The sequence below is a fragment of the Gulbenkiania mobilis genome (assembly GCA_004346645.1).
Taxonomy (GTDB): Bacteria; Pseudomonadota; Gammaproteobacteria; order Burkholderiales; family Chromobacteriaceae; genus Gulbenkiania; species Gulbenkiania mobilis.
This window is the reverse complement of record SMDA01000009.1, coordinates 86,611-106,110: the sequence shown is the minus strand read 5'-3', so window position 1 is coordinate 106,110 and position 19,500 is coordinate 86,611. Positions and strand designations below refer to the sequence as shown.

Here is a 19,500-nt window from a genome sequence, read left to right as displayed (position 1 = left end):
GCGCACCCTGCAATCACAGCGGTCACGGCGTTTTGCCGTAGCAGCGTTTGACGGCACAATACGACCCTCGACCGATTCGGCCCGCGCCCCGGCGCCGGCCGCGTCCGCCCTGAAGGGCGGACTCTCCACCCCATACAGGCACCATGAAAGACTCCGCAACCGACCTGGCCCGGCATACGCCGATGATGGCCCAATACCTTGCGATCAAGCGCGACCATCCGGACAAGCTGGTGTTTTACCGCATGGGCGACTTCTACGAACTCTTCTACGAGGATGCGGAGAAGGCAGCCCGCCTGCTGGACATCACGCTGACCACGCGCGGCAGCTCGGCCGGCGTGCCCATCAAGATGGCTGGCGTGCCCTACCACGCTGCCGAAGGCTATCTGGCCCGGCTGGTAAAGCTGGGCGAATCGGTGGCGATCGCCGAACAGATCGGTGACCCTGCCTTGGCCAAGGGGCCGGTGGAGCGCAAGGTGGTGCGCATTGTCACCCCTGGCACGCTTACCGACGCCGCGCTGCTGGACGACAAGCGTGATAACCGCATCCTGGCGCTGTCGGCCCAGCGGGGGACCCTGGGGCTGGCCTGGCTGTCGCTGGCAAGCGGCGACTTCCGTGTGCTGGAAACCCGTGTCGACGACCTGGCCAGCGAGCTGGAGCGGCTGCGCCCTGCCGAACTCCTGTTACCCGACGACCTCAACATCCCGCTGCTGGACGCCCTCCCTCTGCCGCGCAAGAAGTTGCCGGCCTGGCAGTTTGATGCGGAATCGGGCACCGCCACGCTGACGCGCCACTTTGGCACGCGCGACCTGGCAGGCTTCGGTGCCGAAGGGCTGTCGCTGGCCGTGGGAGCGGCCGGCGCCCTGCTGGAGTACGTCCGGGGCACACAGGGCATCAGCCCGGCGCACATCACCAGCCTGGCGGTGGAGGAGAACGACGACCTGATCCGCATGGACGCCGCCACACGTCGCAACCTGGAACTGACCGAAACCATCCGCGGCGAAACCTCGCCCACGCTTGCCTCGCTGCTGGATACTTGTGCAACCAGCATGGGCAGCCGCCTGCTGCGCCATTGGCTGCATCATCCCATCCGCCATCACGGCAAGCTGACACGCCGGCTGGAAGCAGTGCGAGCCCTGCGGCCGCTGCATGGTGCCCTGCACGCCGCCCTGGACGAGGTGGCCGACATCGAACGCATCACCGCACGGGTGGCGCTGCGCTCGGCGCGCCCACGGGATCTTGCATGCCTGCGCGATTCGCTGCGCGCCCTGCATGCGGTACGCAGGTTGGCCGAAGGTGCGCAGGCCCCACTGCTGCACGAGCTGGCACGCCAGCTGCCGGAAGGCTCGCCGGTGGAAGCGCTGCTGACTGAGGCGCTGCGTCCGGAGCCAGCGACCTTCCTGCGCGATGGCGGAGTCATCAATGACGGCTACTGCGCCGATCTGGACGAGTTACGCGCTATCCAGACCAACTGCGGTGAGTTTCTGCTGGCACTGGAGGCGCGCGAGCGCGAGCGCACCGGCATCTCCACCCTGAAAGTGGAATACAACCGTGTGCACGGCTTCTACATCGAAGTGTCCCGGGCGCAGGCGGACAGGGTGCCGGACGACTACCGCCGCCGGCAGACGCTCAAGAATGCCGAACGCTACATCACGCCCGAGCTGAAGACCTTTGAGGACAAGGCGCTTTCGGCCAACGACCGCGCCCTGGCGCTGGAAAAGCAGTTGTACGAGGCCCTGCTGGACGCACTGGCCCCGCATGTGGACACGCTGCGGCAGACAGCACAGGCCGCCGCCGGACTGGACGTGCTCGCGGCCTTGGCCGAACGGGCCGATACCCAGGGCTATGTCGAGCCCGTGTTCGTCTCCCACGGCACGCTGGAGATCGCCGAAGGGCGCCACCCGGTGGTGGAAGCCGAGGTGGAACGCTTCATCGCCAACGACACCCGGCTCTCCGAACAGCGTCGCCTGCTGCTGATCACCGGGCCCAACATGGGGGGTAAGTCCACCTACATGCGTCAGACGGCACTGATCACGCTGATGGCACACATTGGCAGCTTCGTGCCGGCCACATCGGCCACCATCGGTCCTATCGACCGCATTTTCACCCGGATCGGCGCCTCAGACGACTTGGCGGGCGGACGCTCCACCTTCATGGTGGAGATGACCGAAACCGCCAACATCCTCAACAATGCCACTTCCGAATCGCTGGTGCTGATGGACGAAGTGGGGCGCGGCACCTCCACCTTCGACGGACTGGCGCTGGCGTGGGCCATCGCCCGGGCGCTGATCGAGAAAAACCGGGCTTACACCCTGTTCGCCACCCATTACTTCGAGCTGACCCGTCTGGCCAGCGATTACCCGACCGTGGCCAACGTGCACCTGTCGGCAGTAGAGCACAAGGACCGCATCGTCTTTCTGCACCATGTGGAGGATGGTCCGGCCAGCCAGAGCTATGGCCTGGCCGTGGCCCAGCTGGCCGGCGTGCCACCGCGGGTGATCCGTGAGGCACGCCGCCACTTGGCCGAACTGGAGAATCATTCCGTGGCTCGACAGCAGCCGGATCTCTTTGCCGCACCGCTACCACCGGCCGAGCCCGCGCCGCATCCGGTGGCCGAAGCCTTGGCCGAAATCGACCCGGACACCCTCACCCCCAGGGACGCGCTGGATCTGGTGTATGCCCTGAAAAAAATCCTGCAATAAACCGGCAAAATGCAGGGGCTTGGCTAGAATGGAGTGTCGATCTGTTGCAGCGCAAGGAGAAAGCGGAAATGTTCGATGACAGTGCCCTCGCCACCCGGGGGCTGGAGCGCCTGTTCGGCCCGGCCAGCGAGGAAGGCGGTATCCCCCTGAGCGCGATCCGCGAACGCGCCAGCCTGCAGCTGGACGAGTTCGCCCGACTGGCACAGGCGCGACTGGCGGAGCGAGGCATTGCCATTCCGCCGCCGGTCAACCTGGTCTCGGCCGGGGATGGCACGCTGTCGCTGGAAGGCAGGCATCCGCAGGCTGCCGCCATCGAAGCCTGGCTGTCCGGCAATGCCGAGGTAGCCCGCAAGTTCAAGGAAGTGGAAGTGCTGTATGAGGTGGTGCGCGCTGCCGAGCAGCCGGACCAGGTGCTACCCGATGCGGTGTATTTTCACATCGGGCTGACCAGTGCCGGCCCGGTAGCCTACTTCGGCGATGCGGTCTGTCCCTGCTGACCGCCCTCACCCACTAAAGGCAAGCCCCGCACGTCGCGGGGCTTTGGCTTTCTGGAGGGTGCCGCTCACGCGCGACCCGCGTAGCGCCGGCAAAAGCGCATCTCCTCAGGATAGGGATAGAAGTCGTCGATGTAGCCGTCCCGGATGCGCTGCTGCTTCTGCTGCCAGAAGACCGGGTCCAGCAGGTCGTGGTGGTGCTGCATGAACACCTTGCGGACAGCCGGGTCCCCCAGCAGGAAGGTGCCGAACTCCTCCGGGAACACATCGTTGCGTGCGATCGGATACCAGACCTCGCCGGACATTTCCATCTCGGGGTTGGGCGCCTCGGGAATGCGGCGGAAATTGCAGTCGGTCATGTACTCGATCTCGTCGTAATCGTAGAAGATCACCCGACCGTAACGCGTCACCCCGAAGTTCTTGAACAGCATGTCGCCAGGGAAGATGTTGGCCGAAGCCAGGTCCTTGATCGCACACCCGTAATCCCGCACTGCCTCGGCCTTCTCCTCGGGCGAGGCAGTCTGCATGTAGAGGTTGAGCGGCTTCATCCGCCGCTCGATATAGAGATGCTTGATGACGACGGTGTCTTCGGTCTCCTCAAGCGACGAGGCCGCCTGTTCGCGCAGCTCCTGCAGCAGCGCCTGTGTGAAGCGGTGCTTGGGAAAGGCTACGTTGGAAAACTCCAGCGTATCGGCCATCCGGCCCACCCGGTCATGGCGCTTCACCAACTGGTACTTGGTTTTCACCGTGGCACGGTCCACTTCCTTGGGGCCGCCAAAAACATCCTTGATCAGCTTGAACACATAGGGGTACGACGGCAGGGTGAACACCAGCATCACCAGCCCGCGGATACCTGGTGCGATGATGAAGTCGTCGTACGAGTGCTTCAGGTGGTGGATGAAGTCGCGATAGAAGATGTTCTTGCCCTGCTTCTGCAGCCCCAGCATCGTGTACAGCTCGGCCTTGGTCTTGGTGGGCAGCATCGAGCGCAGGAACTGCACATAGGCCGAAGGCACCTCCATGTCCACGAGGAAATAGGCCCGGCTGAAGGAAAACAGCACACCGATACGCCACGGCTCCAGCAGGATGGTATCCAGATACAGCCGTCCTTCCGCGTCATGCAGCACCGGCACCGCAAAGGGATAGACCAGACTGCCGTTGACCACCTTGCCGAAGATATAAGCGGTCTTGTTGCGGTAAAAGGCACTCGCGAGCACCTGGATCTGGAAGCTTGCTTCCTCCTGCGGCCACTTCTCCTGAAGGTGCGCGTGCACCGCGCGCAGGATCCATCCCAGATCGCGCGACAGGTTGGCAAAGGGCCGTTGCCAGCCGAAGTCGGCCACGATCTGCCGCATCACCTGCCGCAGCCGCCCGTTGCGCGGGTAATAGCTGCGGTAAGCGGGCGGGTCGGATTCGATGTACTCGGTGGAAATCGCCGGTCGCAGGAAAATGAAGTCGTTGTTGAAGTAATCGCGGTGCAGGATGCGGGTAAACACCGAGTTGAAGAAGGTCTCGGCCAGCTCCGGCTGCTTGTGGTTGGTCAGCAGGCCAATGTAGTACAGCTTGGCCTGCTGCCAGATCTCGTCGTCGAGAAGATCGGCGTGGAACTCTCCGTGCAGCCGCTGCACGGTTTCGGCCACACGGTCGTCGTAGAACTGGATCCGATCGCGGATCGCCTGCTGGATGCCCTGCCAGTTGCCGGCCTCGAACATCTGTCGCGCCTGGTGGTTGCACTCGCTGAAGAGCCGGTAGTGACGGTTGAAGCCGTCGATCAGCGCCTGCGCGATCTCGCGCGCCACCGGGTTGTAGTACTCGGGAATGTGCATCGCTTGCCTCGTTCTCTCTATGTCCATGCGGAAAGCGGCAAGCGGCATGTTCTGTCTCGTCAGCCTTGTCTCCTGCGCGGTCCTGTCCGCCCGTGGCGGCCCGGAGTGTCCGCTGGCGGCTGCGGCCTGCCTGGCTTTCCCCTCCGGCTAGCATGCTGCACCGGCAGCAATTCTTCAACACCGCTCTGGATACGCTGCCAAGTCCCCGGCGCGATGCCGTCCACACGCCAAGGACCGATGGCCACGCGCACCAGCCGCAGGGTAGGCAGCCCCACCCGTGCCGTCATACGCCGTACCTGGCGGTTCTTGCCCTCGGTGATGACGATCTCCAGCCAGGTATCGGGTACCGTTTTGCGAAAGCGCACCGGGGGTGTACGGGGCCACAGCGCGGGCGGAGGAATTTCTCTTACCACGGCTGGCAGAGTGACGAAGTCGCCAAGATCCACGCCGGCCCGCAGGGCCTCCAACTGCTCGGGTCGCGGCTGCCCCTCCACCTGCACCCAGTAGGTCTTGGGCAGCTTGAAGCGGGGGCTGGAGATGCGGTGCTGCAAGGCGCCGTCGTCGGTCAGCAGCACCAGACCCTCGCTGTCGGTATCCAGGCGGCCGGCCGGGTAGAAGCCGGGCAGCGGCAGCAGGCTCTTGAGCGTAGGATGCAGGGGGTGGTCGGAAAACTGGCAGATGACCCCGTAAGGTTTGTTCAGGAGGATCAGTTCGGGCATCGGTCTAGCGGTTGGTAGGGAATTGCAGGATAATAGCAAGGCTGCGAGCGAGCGACACAATAACTCCAGGCCCCCTCGCGGGCCCCATCGCTTCGCGATCGCCAGCCGCCGCGCGCCCTCTTTGCCGACCGCCCAGCGCCCCGTGCGCGGCGCGGTACCGGCCCCCTCGTAGGGCCAGCGCTGCCGCCACAAGCGAACACCCAGTCAAACCAACAACCCTGATGGAGTAGGCATGAGCGCTCAATCCCTGCTGAAGGTTCCCGCAGAAGGCCAGAAGATCGTTCCGGGCCAACCGGTTCCGAACAATCCGATCATCCCGTTCATTGAAGGCGATGGCATCGGCGTGGACATTACTCCGGTGATGATCAAGGTCATCGACGCTGCCGTCGAGAAAGCCTACGGCGGCCAGAAGAAGATCCACTGGATGGAAGTCTATGCCGGCGAGAAATCTACCCGCCTGTACGGTCCGGACGAATGGCTGCCGAAGGAAACCTTCGATGCGCTGAAGGAATACTCCGTTTCGATCAAGGGCCCGATGACCACGCCGGTAGGCGGCGGCATCCGGTCCCTCAACGTGGCCCTGCGCCAAGAGCTGGACCTCTACCAGTGCGTGCGTCCGGTCCGCTACTTCAAGGGCGTGCCCAGCCCACTGAAGAACCCTGAGCTGACCGACATGGTCATCTTCCGCGAGAACACCGAAGACATTTACGCCGGCATCGAATGGCAGGCCGGCTCGGACACCGCCAAGAAGGTGCTCGCCTTCTTGCAGAACGAAATGGGCGTCAAGAAGATCCGCTTCCCGGAAACCTCCGGCATCGGCATCAAGCCGATCTCGGTGGAAGGCACCACTCGCCTCGTGCGCGCCGCCATCCAGTACGCCATCGACAACGATCGCAAGAGCGTGACGCTGGTGCACAAGGGCAACATCATGAAGTTCACCGAAGGCCTGTTCCGCGACACCGGCTACAAGGTGGCACGCGAGGAGTTCGGTGCCGAGCCGATCGACGGCGGCCCGTGGTGCAGCTTCAAGAACCCCAAGACCGGTCGTGACATCGTGGTCAAGGATGCGATTGCCGACGCCTTCCTGCAGCAGATCCTGCTGCGTCCGGCCGAATACGACGTGATCGCCACCACCAACCTGAACGGCGACTACATCTCCGATGCGCTGGCCGCCCAGGTCGGTGGTATCGGCATCGCCCCGGGTGCCAACATCTCCGACCAGTATGCCTGCTTCGAGGCCACCCATGGCACCGCGCCGAAATATGCCGGCCAGGACAAGGTGAACCCGGGCTCGCTGATCCTCTCCGCAGAGATGATGCTGCGCCACCTGGGCTGGAAAGAAGCAGCCGACCTGGTGATCAAAGGCATGGAAGCAGCCATTGGTGACAAGGTCGTGACCTACGACTTCGCCCGCCTGATGGACGGTGCGCAGGAAGTCTCGTGCTCCGCCTTCGGTGACGCGATGATCGCCCGCATGTAAATCCGGAATTGCTCTGGACAAAAGGCCCGCCAATGCGGGCCTTTGTTTTTGCCCGGACGGCCAGGCCGAAGCTTCGGCCAACCCTGCTCTCAGGCCGCCAGTGCCCGGGCCGCCTCCAGCACTTGGCTGCGGGCCGGGTCCGGCCGCCGCGATGCCCGATAAGCCATCACCACTTCCCAATGCCAGACAGGCAAGTCAGCCATCGGCAGGCGCACCAGTCGCCCGCTCTCCAGAGCAGACCGGGCCGCTACTTCCGGCAGGAAGCTGATCGCGCCATGGTGCTCCACCAGCTCGCAGGCCACGCTGGCCGGCTGTACCGTATGCACTGGCCGCGCCACAGTCCGCTTCTGCCGGATGAGCTGCACCAGCTCCTCGCACTCCCCTCCCCAAGCGTACGGGGCGATGCGCTCATCAGCGATGTCGCCCAGGACATGCGGCCCCGGCTGTACGGCCAGCGGATGCGTCGCGGCGACCACGGCCACGATTGGCGAGCGCCATAGCACCTCTGTCTGCAGCCCGGTCACCACAGGCCGCTTCAGAAGGAAGCCCACCTGCACCTCCCCGCTGAGCAGCTGCTGCACGATCGGTGCGGAATGATCCGCCACGCAACGGATCTCGAGCGGCGCATCCACCAGCTGCGCCACCAGCGGTGTGAACACCATTGACGCCAGCGACGGCAGACAGGCCAGTGTCAACCGCGGCACCGAAGGCGTCCCCTGCAGCACACTGCAGCCATGCTCGTAAGCGTCCACTGCCTGGCGCGCCGCCACGAGAAATGTCTCACAGGCGGGCGTGGGAATGGCCCCGCGACGATGCCGCACGAAAAGCGGCATGCCAAGCGTAGCCTCGAGCAAGGCCACCCGTTGGCTGACCTGTGGCTGCGACCAGCTTCGCCGTGCAGCAGCCTGGCTGAAGCTGCCGCACTCGGCCACATCCAGCAGCAGCTGCAGATCGGCAATCGAAACAGACATAGTTTTTCCGTAGACAAACAGGCCCTGCTGGCGCAGCCTGTAAGGGCGGCGCAAAAGAAGGACGGTTCGGACCATCCTGCGGGCAAGGGAGGAGAATCGATTTTATCCGCCCCCTCCCCGCTTGCCCATTGAGGGCGGCACACCAGAACCAATCTGCTCCGGATCAGCTCAGGCCTCTTACCCGAAGCCCGGCACGCTGCCTGCTATAACGAGCTTGACCCCTGCAGGGTCTTGGCACGGTCCGCTCCCTGCCCGCTCTTTGACAATTGCCGTGATAACGACACTTGAAACGCATGGATCGCTCCGGATCTGCTGACGCCTTGCCGTAGGCCAAAAAAAGACAACCCACCGCGAGGGTGGGTTGTCAGACGTTCAGTCCGGCCGGTCCGCGAGGGACCCGAGCGTGATTAAGCAGGCGGAATTACGCAGCCTGGATATTCGACGCTTGTTTGCCTTTCGGGCCTGTCACCACTTCGAAGCTTACGCGCTGGCCTTCTTTCAGCGACTTGAAGCCTTGCATGTTGATGGCCGAGAAATGCGCAAACAGATCCTCACCGCCCTCGTCCGGGGTGATGAAGCCGAAACCTTTTGCGTCATTGAACCATTTGACGATACCAGTTGCCATGTTACTTCCTTGGATAAACAGGCTGGTGAGGCCGAACCAACATAAGCTCAAGTCCGCCTGCCGGAACCACCCGGCACACCCTTAAGCCTCGCACCAGAACGCATTTCTACGCACCCGTCCTAATACCGTCAAGAGGGGGCGGAAACAGGGCGCGAGGCCTTGAAAAAAAGTGCTGCGAGACCAAAATTGAATTAACGCTCGAACCCGCTGAAAGCCGACATGTCAACGCAGTTCAAGGATGCCACGCTCGAAGAAGCGTCCAAGGCGAGAACATCACCACCGCCGCTCTATAAAGTGTTGTTATTAAACGATGATTTTACGCCGATGGATTTCGTCATCGACGTATTGCAAGAGATCTTTCACATGGACCGCGAAAAGGCAACGCGGATCATGATGCAAGTGCACACCCAGGGCCGCGGGGTGTGTGGTGTTTATACCAAAGACGTGGCCGCAACCAAGGTTGAGCAGGTGTTGCAATTTGCGAAAACGCACCAGCATCCGCTCCAGTGCGTGATGGAGGAAAACTGATGATTGCCCAAGAGCTTGAAGTAAGCCTGCACATGGCGTTCATGGACGCCCGGCGCAAGCGGCACGAATTCATCAGCGTCGAACACCTGCTTCTGGCGATGGTTGACAACCCCTCGGCGGCAGAAGTCTTGCGCGCATGCGGGGCCAATCTCGACCAGTTGAAAAAGCAGCTGACCGATTTTGTCGATGAACACACGCCGACCGTACCGGGCGATAACGAAGTGGAAACCCAGCCCACCCTGGGGTTCCAGCGGGTCATCCAGCGTGCCATCCTGCACGTCCAGTCTTCCGGTAAGAAGGAAGTGACCGGCGCCAACATCCTGGTGGCCATCTTCGGCGAAAAGGACTCTCACGCCGTTTACTACCTGCACCAGCAGGGCATTTCCCGACTCGACGTCGTGAACTACATTTCGCACGGCATTACCAAGCAACGCTCGCAGTCCCAAGGCAGCGAACCGCGGGAAGCCGGAGGCGAGACCGAAGGAGAAGAAGGGATGAGTGGACCGGGCGGCGCGCTGGAAAACTATACCCAGAACCTCAACGCCATGGCGCGGGAAGGCAAGATCGACCCGCTGATCGGCCGGGAGCACGAACTTGAGCGGACGGTGCAGATCCTCTGCCGTCGCCGCAAGAACAACCCTCTGCTCGTGGGTGAGGCCGGTGTGGGCAAGACCGCGATTGCGGAAGGCCTGGCCCGTCGCATCATCCAAGGAGACGTGCCCGAGGTACTGAAGGAAGCCACGGTCTACGCTCTGGACATGGGGGCCCTGCTCGCCGGTACCAAGTATCGCGGCGATTTTGAACAGCGGCTCAAGGCGGTGATCAAGCAACTGTCGGAGGACCGGCACGCCATCCTGTTCATTGACGAGATCCATACGCTCATCGGCGCAGGAGCGGCCTCGGGCGGGACGCTGGACGCGTCCAACCTGCTCAAGCCGGCACTGTCCAATGGCTCGCTGCGCTGCATTGGTGCGACGACCTACAACGAGTACCGCGGCATCTTCGAGAAGGACAATGCGCTGTCGCGTCGTTTCCAGAAGATCGACATCAACGAGCCCACCGTTGAGCAGACGGTGGAAATCCTCAAGGGGCTCAAGAGCCGTTTCGAGGAGCATCACGGGGTGAAGTACACGCTGGCTGCGCTGACTACCGCCGCCGAGCTGTCGGCGCGCTACATCAACGACCGGCATCTGCCCGACAAGGCCATTGACGTGATCGACGAGGCGGGCGCGGCGCAGAAGATCCTGCCCAAGTCGCGCCAGAAGAAGGTGATCAACAAGAACGAGATCGAAGAAATCGTTTCCAAGATCGCCCGCATTCCGGCCAAGACGGTCTCTTCGGACGACAAAAATGTGCTCAAGACGCTGGAACGCGACCTGAAGAATGTGGTGTTCGGCCAGGAAAAGGCCATCGAGGCGCTCTCCAGCGCGATCAAGATGACCCGCTCCGGACTGGGCAACCCGCAAAAGCCGATCGGTTCCTTCCTGTTCTCCGGACCGACCGGTGTGGGCAAGACCGAGGTGGCGCGCCAGCTGGCGTATGTGCTGGGTGTGGAGCTGATCCGCTTCGACATGTCCGAGTACATGGAGCGTCATGCAGTGTCGCGCCTGATCGGCGCGCCCCCGGGCTACGTGGGTTTCGAACAGGGCGGGCTTTTGACCGAAGCGATCAACAAGCATCCGTACTCGGTACTGCTGCTTGATGAGATCGAGAAGGCTCATCCGGACATCTTCAATGTGCTTCTACAGGTGATGGACCATGGCACGCTGACAGACAATAACGGCCGCAAGGCGGACTTCCGCAATGTGGTGCTGATCATGACCACCAATGCGGGGGCCGAATCGCTGTCCAAGCCTTCGCTTGGATTCACCGGCGTGAAGCAGGCCGGTGACGAGATGGCGGACATCAAGCGCCTGTTCACGCCGGAGTTCCGCAACCGTCTGGATGCCATCATCCCGTTCAAGCCGCTGGACGAGACCATCATTCTGCAGGTGGTGGACAAGTTCCTGATGCAGCTCGAACAGCAGTTGTCCGAGAAGAAGGTGGACATCCACTTCACCGACGAACTGCGGCGTCATCTGGCGAAGAATGGCTTCGATCCGGCCATGGGGGCCCGGCCGATGGCCCGCCTGATCCAGGACACCATCCGCAAGGCGTTGGCCGACGAACTGCTGTTCGGCCGCCTGGCCGACGGCGGTGCGGTAACGGTGACGGTGGACGACACCGGCAAGGTGGCGCTGCACTTCGACAAGACGGAGCTGGAACCCGAGCCTGCCTGACAGACTTCGCACCCGACAGAAACGCCCGCAACAGCGGGCGTTTTTTTGTCTTTCGGCCAACCCCAAAGACCGCTAGCCGCGGGGATGGTGGCGGGCATGCAGCTGCTGCAGCCGTTCCCGTGCCACATGGGTGTAGATCTGGGTGGTGGTAATTGCGGCGTGTCCGAGCAGCATCTGGACCACGCGCAGATCGGCGCCATGATTGACCAAGTGTGTGGCAAAGGCATGGCGCAGTCCATGCGGGCTGACCGGTGGAAGCCCCAGCTGCCGTGCGTAGCGGGTGATCATGTACCACGCCATCTGACGCGTCATCGGACCATGGCGCTGCGTAACGAACACCGCCTCACTCAGCCGCCCCGCCAGAAGCTGTGGGCGCCCCTGCTGCAGATACTGCTCCAGCCACATCTGCGCCACCTCTCCCAGCGGAACCCAGCGCTCCTTGCTGCCCTTGCCGATGGTGGTAACCAGGCCTTCGGCCAACCGAACCTGCGATAGCGTCAGACCCACCAGCTCCGACACCCGCAGTCCGCTCGCGTATAGCACCTCCAGCATTGCCCGGTCACGCAAACCGAGTGCAGTGGCCGTATCCGGAGCATTCAGCAAGGCCTCCACCGCAGCCTCGCTCAGCACGCGCGGCAAGCGGTGTGCGGAGGAAGGGGGCTTGAGGCCCTGCGCCGGGTTATCGGTGCGCCAGCCCTGGTTTTGCAGAAACTGGTAATAGCGCCGGCAGGCGGCAAGCCAGCGCGCGCGGGTGGCAGGCTTCTCGATGTACTCGGCGGCAAACAGCACCGTTCGCAACGCTTCCAAGGATGCGGAAGGCAGCTCACAGCCGGCTTCGGCCAACCTTGCCCCTACCTTTGCCAAATCGCGCCCATACGCTGCGAGGGTATGCCGTGACAGCCCTTCGACCGCCCGCAGGAAGTCGAGGAAGGCCTCAACGGTTTCCTCCGTCTCCGGCATATGTGCCTCGCCCATGCGTTTCTCCCTGCGAAAAACAAAAAAGCGCAAGGATTTCGCCTTGCGCTTTGATCATACCGAAGACCGCGGAGGGTTTCAGTCGGCTGCCTTGCGGGTCGGCAGCTTTTCCTTGATGCGTGCGGACTTGCCGGTACGGCCGCGCAGGAAATACAACTTGGCGCGACGTACATCACCGCGACGCTTCACTTCGATGTTGGCCACCAGCGGCGAGTAGGTCTGGAAGGTACGCTCAACGCCTTCACCGGCCGACATCTTGCGTACGATGAACGAGCTGTTCAGACCGCGGTTTTTCTTGGCGATCACCACACCTTCGTAGGCCTGCAGACGCTCGCGGTTGCCTTCCTTTACCTTCACCTGCACCACAACGGTGTCACCCGGTGCGAAGGCGGGGATGGTCTTGCCCAGACGGGCGATTTCTTCCTGCTCCAGTTGCTGGATCAGATCCATGTCAAAGCTCCTTTTTTATCGAGTCTTGTTCCTGCTGGTACTCCGCCAGCAGCCGAGACTCCTGTTTTGTCAACGCACGTCCTTCGAGCAGCTCGGGACGGCGCTTCCATGTGCGACCCAGCGCCTGCTTGAGGCGCCAGCGCGCGATCAGGGCGTGGTTGCCGGATAACAACACCTCCGGCACCCGCAGCCCCTGATATTCTTCGGGCCGGGTGTAATGCGGACAGTCCAGAAGGCCCGTTGCAAACGAGTCCTCGCTGGCGGACTGGGCATCGTTCAGCGCGCCGGGCAACAAGCGCACCAGCGCATCCATCAGCACCATGGCAGGCAGCTCGCCACCTGACAGGACGTAATCGCCGATGGAAACTTCCTCGTCCACTTGGCGTTCGATCACCCGCTCGTCCACACCCTCATACCGTCCACACAGCAGCACCAGGCCCGGCAGCGCAGCCAGTGCCTGGGCCCGGGCATGCGTCAGAGGCGCTCCTTGCGGCGAAAGGTACAGCACGCGGGGGCTTTCCACCCCAGCCGCACTTTGGCGGCGGCGCGCGGCATCGAGCGCCTTTTCGAGCGGCTCGGGCAACATCACCATGCCCGGACCACCCCCAAAGGGGCGGTCATCCACCCGTCGGTAATTGTCGTGGGTGAAGTCGCGCGGATTCCAGGCGTGGAACGACCAGAGGCCCTGCTCCAGTGCCCGCCGGGTGACACCGCTTTGGGTGACCGCACCGAACATTTCCGGAAACAGGGTGACGACGTCGACCTGCATCAGTAATCGAGACCCCAGTCTGCCACGATCCTGCGGTCGGCCAGGCTTACATCCACGATGTACTGACTGACAAAAGGAATCATGCGCTGGGTGTCACCATCCTGCAGCACCAGCACGTCACTCGCGCCAGTGGCCATCAGATCGGTGACGCGTCCGAGGAAGGCGTCTTCCCGGTTGAATACTTCCAGCCCGATCAGGTCGGACCAGTAATATTCGTCCTCCTCGGTGGGGGGCAGTTCACTGCGCGGCACGGCAATACGGCAACCCCGCAGGGCAGCCGCCACATCACGATCGTCCACGCCCTCAAGCTTGGCGACCAATGCCTTGGGCTGCACCGCCCCCGTTTCAAGCGTGTACGCTTTCCAGCCCTGGCCGCTGTTAAGCCACCAGACCGGATAGTCAAACAAGCTGTCGGCGTACTCGGTATCGGCATGGATTTTGACCCAGCCGCGCACACCGAAGGCGCCGCTGACATGACCCATGACGACCAGATCGTTGTCCTGCATCGAGTACTCCGTCAGGCGCCAGCGGATTAGGCAGCCGGCTGCTGGCCTTTGACCAGACGGGCAACGGTGTCGGACAGCTGGGCGCCCACGCCGGTCCAGTAGTTCAGGCGATCGGCAGCAACACGCACGCGCTCGGAGCCTTCGGCAGCGACCGGGTTGTAGAAGCCGATGCGCTCAACGAAGCGGCCGTCACGACGGTTGCGGGAGTCGGTCACAACGATGTTGTAGAACGGACGGTTCTTGGAACCGCCGCGAGCCAGACGAATAACTACCATTGTCGATGGTCCTTAGATAAAAACGGTATCGTAGAAAAGCCTGCAATTCTAGGCCAGTTTTTCCTTATGGCGCAAGCGCTTATTGTACCGGGCGGACGGGCGCTTGCGCCGGACCGGGCCCTCACACGGCCAGATCCTTGGTGACGAGCGTGAGCGCGCGGTCTTCCGGATGGGGCTCCACGGTGAAACCGAGCTTGTGCATCAGCTTGAGCATGCCCTTGTTCCCGGCTAGGACCTCACCGCGCATCACCTTCAGGCCCTGCTCTCGCGCCGCATCAAAGAGCGCGTTCATGAGGATGTAACCGATGCCCTTGCCCTGCCAGGCGTCCGCCACCTCCAGCGCGAATTCGCAGCCCTCGTTGTCCGGGTCGGTGATGAAGCGGGCGACAGCCAGCTGCTCCTCCCCTTCCTCCGCCTGTCGGGTCATGGCCAGCGCCATCTCCCGGTCGTAGTCCAGCTGCGTAAAGCGCACCAGCATGGTCTGCGACAGCTGCTTGATGCTGGACATATAGCGGTTGTAACGGCTCTCCTCGGAGAGGTTGCGCACGAAGGCCTGCTGCATCTGTGCGTCCTCCGGACGTACGGGCCGGATGATGACCACGGTGCCATCGTTCAGCTTGGCCGAATGCATCATGTGCGCCGGATAGGGCATGATAGCCATGTGGCTGTAGCGCCGATGGTCCGCCTTGACGGGCTGGATGATGATGCGTGCATCCAGCGCGATCACCCCCTGTTCATCCGCCACCAGCGGGTTGATGTCCATCTCGCGGATCTCTGGCAGCTCGCACACCATTTCCGACACACGCAGCAGCACGTCCTCCAGCTCGTCCAGATGCACGGGCGGCAGATTCTTGAAGTGTCCGAGGATCTTGCCGACACGGGTCATCGAAATCATGCTGTCGATCAGGTAGGGGTTGAGCGGCGGCAAGGCCAGCGCCCGGTCCCGCATCACTTCCACTGCGATCCCCCCGGCCCCGAAGGTAACCACCGGGCCAAAGGCATGGTCGTGCGTTACCCCCACCATCACTTCGCGGGCAAAGCGGCGCTTGCGCATCGGCTGGACCGAGATGCCTTCGATGAGGGCGTCGGGTCGAGCATTGCGGGTACGCTCCATGATGCCGGCGAACGCCTCCCGCAGCGTGGTCTCGTTGATGATGTTGAGCTCCACGCCGCCCACATCCGATTTGTAGAGGATGTCCGGCGAGTCGATCTTCAGCACCACGGGATACCCGATCTCTTCGGCCAACCTGACCGCCTCGTCCGCATTGCGCGCCAGGCGTGTGGGGTTGACGGGGATGCGAAAGGCGTCGAGCACACCCTTGGACTCGCGCTCGGACAGGATCAGCCGGCCATCGGTCAGGCAGCGGTCGATCACCGCGCGGGCGCGGGCCAGGTCCGGACTCTGGCGCATGCCCTCCAGGGGGGCGGGCGTCTGCAGCAGAAGCTGCTGGTTGTGATGATAGGCCGCCAGGTTACGGAACACTTCCACCGCAAACTCGGGCGCCCGGAAATGGGCGCACTTGGCCTTGCTGAAGAGATCCCGGCTTTCGGACACCTTGGCATCGCCCAGCCAGGAGAGGAACAGCGGCTTGGTCGCCTCCCGCTGCAGGCCCACCATCAGCTGTGCGGTGGTCAGATGGTCGGTGCCGGCCTGGGGAGTGAAGATGACGAGCACGCCATCCACGTTCGGGTCGTCCAGACAGGCTTTCACCGCCGTGCGGAAGCGGACCGGGCTGGCATCGCCGATGATGTCCACCGGGTTGCCGTGTGACCAGTTGCGAGGCAAGACCTCGTTGAGCAGCGTCATCGTGCCCTCCGACAAACGGGCCAGCTCGACGCCATAGCCGTAGGCACTGTCGGCCGCCAGCACTCCCGGACCGATGCCGTTGGTAACAATGGCCAGGCGCCTGCCCTGCACGCGGAAGTTGGCGGCCAGTACCTTGGCGGCGGTGAAGAGCTGGGCAATCGTGGACACCCGCAGCACACCCGCACGCGACAGCGCCGCATCGAACACGTCCCCGCTCTCCACCAGGTTGCTGGAGTGGGTCACGCCGGTTACGTCGTCCTCATGTCGGCCGGACTTGATCACCACCACCGGCTTGGTGCGCGCGGCGGCCCGCAGCGCACTCATGAAGCGGCGGGCGTCGTGGATGTGGTGCACATGCAGCAGGATACCCTGCGTGAAAGAGTCCGCCACCAGATAGTCGAGGATCTCGCCGAAGTCGACATCCAGCCCCTCTCCTACCGAGATGACGCTGGAAAAGCCGATGCCCTTGCTGTCTGCCCAGTCCAGCATCGCAGTGCACAGCGCGGAGGACTGCGACACCAGTGCCAGATTGCCCGGGCGCACCTTGCTGGTGTAGTTGGTGGCGTTGAAGCCGGCTACGGGGCGCATCAGACCCAGCACGTTCGGCCCGAGCAGACGAATGCCGTAATGCCGGGCAATGGACATGGCCTCGTTGAGGATCTCGCGTTCCAGCTGCTCGCTGTCGGCGAACTCCTTGGCCAGCAGTACAGCCTTCACGCCGCTCTTGCCACAATCCTTCATGATGGCCGGAAGCGAACGGATGGCGGTGGTGACCACGGCCAGGTCGATCGGCACCTCCAGCAGGCGTACCGAGGGCACGGCTGGAATGCCGCCCACTACCTTGTGGTTCAGGTTGACCGGAAACAGCTTGCCCTGGAAGTTGCCCGCCAGCAGGTTGGCAAACACCGATTGCCCGATCGAGCCGGGCGTGTCGCTGGCGCCGATGACGGCGACGTTGCGCGGAGAAAACAGCGGGGTGAGGTAGTGCGGCTTCATGCGCTTTGGTCCGGAGAGATGACGGGAACGGTGGCTGCGGCATCCGCCGTACGGGCGAGGGGCCATTCAGCCTGCAGGGTAACGTGATCGATGGCAAAGCGCCGGGACAGCAGCGCCTGACAGGCGGCAAGGATGCGGGGCCAAGCCTCGGGGGTGCCGACCTGCAGGTGTGCCGACAGCGCCACATGGTCGGAGGACATGGCCCAGACGTGCAGATCGTGCACCGACACCACACCTTCCACCTCAGCCAATGCGCGGCCAATGGCATAGTAGTCGAGATGTTCGGGTACGCCCTCCATCAGCACGAGGAGCGACTGACGCAGCAGATGCCAAGTCGAACGCAGGATCAGCAGGCACACCCCCATCGACAGGATGGGGTCGGCCGCCGTCCAGCCGGTGGCATAAATGATGGCCCCGGCCAGGATCGCGGCCACCGAGCCGAGCAGATCGCCCATGACATGCAGCAGTGCGGCCCGGCTGTTGAGAGTGTGCGCGCCGCGGCTCAGGATCCAGGCAGCCAGAACATTGACGAGCAGACCCAGCACCGCCACTACCATCACTCCGGCCCCATTGACAGGCTCGGGATGCAGCAGCCGAGCGACCGCTTCCACTGCAATGTAGAGGATCAGCGCCAGCATGATGAGGCTATTGACGAGGGCGGCGATCACTTCGGTGCGGCCGTGACCGTAGGAATGGCGAGCGTCCGCAGGGCGGTTGCCAAAGACCGCGGAGAGCAGCGCCAGGAGCAGCGAGGCTGAATCGGTCACCATGTGTCCTGCGTCCGACAGCAACGCCAGCGAGCCCGTCATCACCCCGGCCACGGCCTCGACCCCGGCAAAGCAGAGTGTCAACACCAATGCCAGCCTGAGCGCCTTGCGGCTGGCGCTGCGTGCCTCCTCGGGCGGCAGTCCCTTGCGGAACACAAGGCTGTGGTTGGCCGAATGATCGTCATCGTGCGAATGGTCGTGATGGCCTGCGTCGTGCAGGTGAAAATGTCCTTGCATGTCTGTCTTTCTGAACCGCGAGTCCGGATAGCGGCCAGCACGTAAAATTTGGAGACTGCGGCTGGCGCCCACCCTGTATTGTTGCTACCCTGTACCGCTTTGCACCACTGTTTTATTGCAGCGCATCAAAAATCAGGATGCCTTGTGCCTTCGGCACGACAAGGAGCCTCATCATCATGACGAAACGCGTCGTCACCCTAGCCCACTACTATACCCAGCCCGAAATCCAGCAGATGGCCGACAAGGTGGGGGACAGCCTAGAGCTCTCCTTGTACGCCCGGGAAGCCGAAGCGGACATCATTGTCTTTGCCGGCGTACGCTTCATGGCTGAAACGGCCAAGATCCTCAACCCGAAGGCCGAGGTCGTCCTGCCGGATGCGGGTTCCACCTGTTCGCTGGTCACCCAGACGGACGTGTCCGCCCTCCGGGCGTGGCGCGAGTCCTACCCAGATCATGTGCACGTGGCGTACATCAACTCCAGCGCCGAGCACAAGGCCCTGTCCGACTGGATCGTCACCAGCCGCAACGTGGACGACATCATCGCGCATCTTTATGCCGAGGGCAAAAAGGTCATCTTCTCGCCCGACCGCAATATGGGCGCCTACCTCAACTACCAGTACGGCTACGATATGCCGCTCTGGAGTGCGGTGTGCGAGGTGCATGACAAGTTCAACGAGACCGCACTGAACGAAGCGCTGGCGGCGGTAACCGGAAAGGCACACCTGATTGCGCATCCCGAAAGCCCGCTGCCGGTGCTCAAGCGGGCCGAATACGTCGGCTCCACCTCGGGCATGCTCAACTGGGTAAAGAGCTTCCAAGGCGACGCGCACGCGGTCATCTTCGTGGCCACCGAGGACGGCATTCTCTACAACATGGGCCAGGCCCGGCCGGACTTGGATCTGCGCCAAGCCCCGATCTACGCCGGTTGCCAGTGCAACTCCTGTCCCTATATGAAGATGAACACCGTCGAGGCGGTGCGCCGTGCCCAGAACGGCGAGGGCATTCGCATCGACTATCTCACCGAAGCGCAGATGGAGGCCGCACGCCGCCCCATCGAAAGAATGCTGGATTTCAGCCAGCGCTACTACGCCTGACTT

The 19,500-nt window shown here is 63.0% G+C and carries 16 protein-coding genes and 1 pseudogene; 6 read left to right on the top strand and 11 right to left on the bottom strand.

Features of this window, described 5'->3' with window-relative positions; translation table 11 throughout:
- Positions 1–143 precede the first annotated feature (143 nt).
- Positions 144–2,699: a DNA mismatch repair protein MutS gene (mutS, locus tag EV669_RS12555; RefSeq protein WP_318271467.1), complete on the top strand. Its 2,556-nt coding sequence runs from the start codon at positions 144–146 to the stop codon at positions 2,697–2,699.
- 68 nt (positions 2,700–2,767) lie between these two features.
- On the top strand, positions 2,768–3,196 hold the full coding sequence (locus EV669_RS12550; protein WP_054284806.1) for a hypothetical protein: 429 nt from the start codon (positions 2,768–2,770) through the stop codon (positions 3,194–3,196).
- 65 nt (positions 3,197–3,261) lie between these two features.
- Here the strand turns inward: EV669_RS12550 and aceK are convergent, their stop codons facing one another.
- Together aceK and EV669_RS12540 are read right to left on the bottom strand one after the other, a co-directional pair.
- Positions 3,262–5,019: a bifunctional isocitrate dehydrogenase kinase/phosphatase gene (aceK, locus tag EV669_RS12545; protein WP_054284807.1), complete on the bottom strand. Its 1,758-nt coding sequence runs from the start codon at positions 5,017–5,019 to the stop codon at positions 3,262–3,264.
- A gap of 197 nt (positions 5,020–5,216) precedes the next feature.
- Positions 5,217–5,738, bottom strand: a pseudogene (locus EV669_RS12540) (pseudouridine synthase); the annotation flags it as partial.
- A gap of 232 nt (positions 5,739–5,970) precedes the next feature.
- On the opposite strand from EV669_RS12540, the gene icd reads away from it, so the two are divergent.
- The gene (icd, locus tag EV669_RS12535; RefSeq protein ID WP_054284808.1) at positions 5,971–7,218 is read left to right on the top strand and encodes an NADP-dependent isocitrate dehydrogenase; all 1,248 of its coding nucleotides are present in this window, start codon (positions 5,971–5,973) and stop codon (positions 7,216–7,218) included.
- Between the two features lie 89 nt (positions 7,219–7,307).
- Here icd and EV669_RS12530 read toward each other — a convergent pair whose 3' ends face one another.
- Together EV669_RS12530 and EV669_RS12525 are read right to left on the bottom strand one after the other, a co-directional pair.
- Positions 7,308–8,189 (bottom strand): LysR family transcriptional regulator, encoded by an 882-nt coding sequence (locus EV669_RS12530; RefSeq protein ID WP_132098864.1) that lies wholly within the window; start codon positions 8,187–8,189, stop codon positions 7,308–7,310.
- Between the two features lie 421 nt (positions 8,190–8,610).
- Entirely contained in the window at positions 8,611–8,814 is a 204-nt protein-coding gene (locus EV669_RS12525) for a cold-shock protein (protein ID WP_054284810.1), read from the bottom strand.
- A 219-nt stretch (positions 8,815–9,033) separates the two neighbouring features.
- Between EV669_RS12525 and clpS the strand changes: the two genes are divergently transcribed.
- Positions 9,034–9,342: an ATP-dependent Clp protease adapter ClpS gene (gene clpS, locus EV669_RS12520; RefSeq protein ID WP_054284811.1), complete on the top strand. Its 309-nt coding sequence runs from the start codon at positions 9,034–9,036 to the stop codon at positions 9,340–9,342.
- Positions 9,342–11,621, top strand: coding sequence for an ATP-dependent Clp protease ATP-binding subunit ClpA (gene clpA / locus EV669_RS12515; RefSeq protein ID WP_054284812.1), 2,280 nt, complete (start codon positions 9,342–9,344; stop codon positions 11,619–11,621). The genes clpS and clpA overlap by 1 nt, the downstream gene beginning before the upstream one ends.
- Before the next feature lie 72 nt (positions 11,622–11,693).
- Here the strand turns inward: clpA and xerD are convergent, their stop codons facing one another.
- From xerD to EV669_RS12480, 7 genes are all read right to left on the bottom strand, one after another.
- Positions 11,694–12,596, bottom strand: a complete 903-nt coding sequence (gene xerD, locus EV669_RS12510; protein ID WP_318271465.1) for a site-specific tyrosine recombinase XerD — start codon at positions 12,594–12,596, stop codon at positions 11,694–11,696.
- A 78-nt stretch (positions 12,597–12,674) separates the two neighbouring features.
- On the bottom strand, positions 12,675–13,046 hold the full coding sequence (gene rplS, locus EV669_RS12505) for a 50S ribosomal protein L19 (protein ID WP_054284813.1): 372 nt from the start codon (positions 13,044–13,046) through the stop codon (positions 12,675–12,677).
- A gap of 1 nt (position 13,047) precedes the next feature.
- On the bottom strand, positions 13,048–13,815 hold the full coding sequence (gene trmD, locus EV669_RS12500) for a tRNA (guanosine(37)-N1)-methyltransferase TrmD (RefSeq protein WP_132098863.1): 768 nt from the start codon (positions 13,813–13,815) through the stop codon (positions 13,048–13,050).
- Positions 13,815–14,321, bottom strand: a complete 507-nt coding sequence (gene rimM / locus EV669_RS12495; protein ID WP_055434472.1) for a ribosome maturation factor RimM — start codon at positions 14,319–14,321, stop codon at positions 13,815–13,817. Before rimM ends, trmD begins: the two co-directional genes overlap by 1 nt.
- 26 nt (positions 14,322–14,347) lie before the next feature.
- A complete protein-coding gene (gene rpsP / locus EV669_RS12490) occupies positions 14,348–14,596 on the bottom strand; it encodes a 30S ribosomal protein S16 (protein ID WP_054284816.1) in 249 nt (82 codons plus the stop codon).
- A gap of 121 nt (positions 14,597–14,717) precedes the next feature.
- A complete protein-coding gene (locus EV669_RS12485; RefSeq protein WP_054284817.1) occupies positions 14,718–17,399 on the bottom strand; it encodes a bifunctional acetate--CoA ligase family protein/GNAT family N-acetyltransferase in 2,682 nt (893 codons plus the stop codon).
- On the bottom strand, positions 17,396–18,403 hold the full coding sequence (locus EV669_RS12480) for a cation diffusion facilitator family transporter (protein ID WP_054284818.1): 1,008 nt from the start codon (positions 18,401–18,403) through the stop codon (positions 17,396–17,398). Before EV669_RS12480 ends, EV669_RS12485 begins: the two co-directional genes overlap by 4 nt.
- 176 nt (positions 18,404–18,579) lie before the next feature.
- On the opposite strand from EV669_RS12480, the gene nadA reads away from it, so the two are divergent.
- A complete protein-coding gene (nadA, locus tag EV669_RS12475) occupies positions 18,580–19,497 on the top strand; it encodes a quinolinate synthase NadA (RefSeq protein ID WP_054284819.1) in 918 nt (305 codons plus the stop codon).
- Positions 19,498–19,500: the final 3 nt, after the last annotated feature.

Bases quoted from the DNA above. Each gene is read 5' to 3' on its own strand.
- trmD (WP_132098863.1), bottom strand. From the start codon at position 13,815: ATGCAGGTCGACGTCGTCACCCTGTTTCCGGAAATGTTCGGTGCGGTC.
- icd (WP_054284808.1), top strand. From the start codon at position 5,971: ATGAGCGCTCAATCCCTGCTGAAGGTTCCCGCAGAAGGCCAGAAGATC.
- rpsP (WP_054284816.1), bottom strand. From the start codon at position 14,596: ATGGTAGTTATTCGTCTGGCTCGCGGCGGTTCCAAGAACCGTCCGTTC.
- EV669_RS12480 (WP_054284818.1), bottom strand. From the start codon at position 18,403: ATGCAAGGACATTTTCACCTGCACGACGCAGGCCATCACGACCATTCG.
- mutS (WP_318271467.1), top strand. From the start codon at position 144: ATGAAAGACTCCGCAACCGACCTGGCCCGGCATACGCCGATGATGGCC.
- EV669_RS12530 (WP_132098864.1), bottom strand. From the start codon at position 8,189: ATGTCTGTTTCGATTGCCGATCTGCAGCTGCTGCTGGATGTGGCCGAG.
- rplS (WP_054284813.1), bottom strand. From the start codon at position 13,046: ATGGATCTGATCCAGCAACTGGAGCAGGAAGAAATCGCCCGTCTGGGC.
- clpS (WP_054284811.1), top strand. From the start codon at position 9,034: ATGTCAACGCAGTTCAAGGATGCCACGCTCGAAGAAGCGTCCAAGGCG.
- clpA (WP_054284812.1), top strand. From the start codon at position 9,342: ATGATTGCCCAAGAGCTTGAAGTAAGCCTGCACATGGCGTTCATGGAC.
- EV669_RS12485 (WP_054284817.1), bottom strand. From the start codon at position 17,399: ATGAAGCCGCACTACCTCACCCCGCTGTTTTCTCCGCGCAACGTCGCC.
- EV669_RS12550 (WP_054284806.1), top strand. From the start codon at position 2,768: ATGTTCGATGACAGTGCCCTCGCCACCCGGGGGCTGGAGCGCCTGTTC.
- aceK (WP_054284807.1), bottom strand. From the start codon at position 5,019: ATGCACATTCCCGAGTACTACAACCCGGTGGCGCGCGAGATCGCGCAG.
- EV669_RS12525 (WP_054284810.1), bottom strand. From the start codon at position 8,814: ATGGCAACTGGTATCGTCAAATGGTTCAATGACGCAAAAGGTTTCGGC.
- rimM (WP_055434472.1), bottom strand. From the start codon at position 14,321: ATGCAGGACAACGATCTGGTCGTCATGGGTCATGTCAGCGGCGCCTTC.
- xerD (WP_318271465.1), bottom strand. From the start codon at position 12,596: ATGGGCGAGGCACATATGCCGGAGACGGAGGAAACCGTTGAGGCCTTC.
- nadA (WP_054284819.1), top strand. From the start codon at position 18,580: ATGACGAAACGCGTCGTCACCCTAGCCCACTACTATACCCAGCCCGAA.